Below are 1,473 nucleotides of genomic sequence, written 5' to 3'. Positions count from 1 at the left end.
GGGCCACCTGGCGAGCCGACCGCCGGACCGTCGGCCGAGCCTCCGGCCGGACCGGCGGGACCGGCGTCGGGCCCCTCGGCCGGACCGCTGGCCGGCCTGGTGGTGGTCGACTTCAGCGAACTGCTGCCCGGCCCGTTCCTCACCCAGAACCTCGCCGACCTCGGCGCGCGCGTGATCAAGGTGGAGCGCCCCGGCGGGGACAACGCCCGGCACCTGTCCCCCGGGCTCTTCGCCGCGGTCAACCGGGGCAAGGAGTTCAGAACGGCCGACCTCAAGGACCCGGCCGCACGCGCCGGGGTGCGGGCGCTGGTCGCCGAGGCGGACGTGCTGGTCGAGGGGTTCCGGCCAGGCGTGATGACGCGCCTGGGCCTCGACCCCGCGAAGATCCTGGCCGTCAATCCCCGGCTGGTGTACGTCTCGATCTCCGGCTTCGGCCAGTCGGGCCCGCTCGCCGGAGAGCCCGGCCATGACGTGACGTACGCGGCCCACGCCGGTGTGGTGGCGCTGGCGGGCGTGCCGGGCGGACCGCCCGCGTGGGGTCCCGGGGTGCCGATCGCCGACCTGTGCGCCGCGATGTACGCCATGTCGGCCCTGCTCGCCGCGCTCCACGAGCGGACGGCCACCGGCAGGGGGCGCCACCTGGACGTGTCCATCCGCGACTGCCTGGCCCACTGGCTGAACCCGCGGCTGGGCGCCTTCCACCACGCGGGCAGCACCGACCTGGACGGTCAGCGGGCGATGGCCCTGAACAGGCCCGGCTACGGCGTCTTCGCCTGCGGCGACGGGAGGTCGATCGCGGTCGGGGCCATCGAGGACCACTTCTTCCAGCGCCTCGCACGGGTGCTCGATCTCGCTGAGTGGGCGGACCCGCGGTGGTCGGCGTACCAGGCGAGGGAGGAGGCGGCCGACAAGATCAACGCGGCGGTGGCGGGCGCCCTGGCCACCCGCGAAGCCGCGACCGCCCTGGCTGAGCTGTCGGCCGCGGGCGTACCGGTGGCCGAGGTCCTGTCGCCGCTGGAGGCGGTGGAGGCGTCCAGCCGCACGGTCGAGCACCCGCTCGCGGGCCCGCTCCTGCCGTTCCCGGTCGCGATGCCCTAGCCCGGCCCTCGCGCCGCGCCTGCCGCACCTCCGCGCAACGGACGTGCGCAGCGCGGAGCGGGTGTTCGGGCCGAGTCCTCCGTGGTGCGAGACGGGATCCCCGCCCTGCCGTCCCGGCTCGCCGGCCCGCCGCCGCCGTCGCTCCGGGATGTGCGCAACGGATCGCGGACCGCACGGGGATGCTCGCAACACAATCGCGCCAAGACGCAATTCCAGCCGCTTGGCCTGCGTAAACACCCATTCTTACGCTGGTGCCGGTCCCCCTTCCGCGGACCGCCCCCCGACGAGGATGGAGTCCCGCATGCCCAAGCACTTCCTGATGTGCCGCCCGGATCACTTCACGGTCGAGTACGCGATCAACCCGTGGATGGATCC

1 protein-coding gene is annotated in these 1,473 nt (G+C 74.3%); it reads left to right on the top strand.

Going from position 1 to position 1,473, the window contains the following annotated elements; genetic code table 11:
• The coding region (locus tag DQW85_RS23130) for a CaiB/BaiF CoA transferase family protein (RefSeq protein ID WP_162795269.1) at positions 1-1,098 on the top strand (1,098 nt) is incomplete at its 5' end.
• Positions 1,099-1,473 lie beyond the last annotated feature (375 nt).

It is taken from the genome of Nonomuraea lactucae, from assembly GCF_003313395.1.
Taxonomy (GTDB): Bacteria; Actinomycetota; Actinomycetes; order Streptosporangiales; family Streptosporangiaceae; genus Nonomuraea; species Nonomuraea lactucae.
The sequence above is the reverse complement of the archived record's forward strand: the minus strand, read 5'-3'. Positions and strand labels throughout refer to the sequence as shown.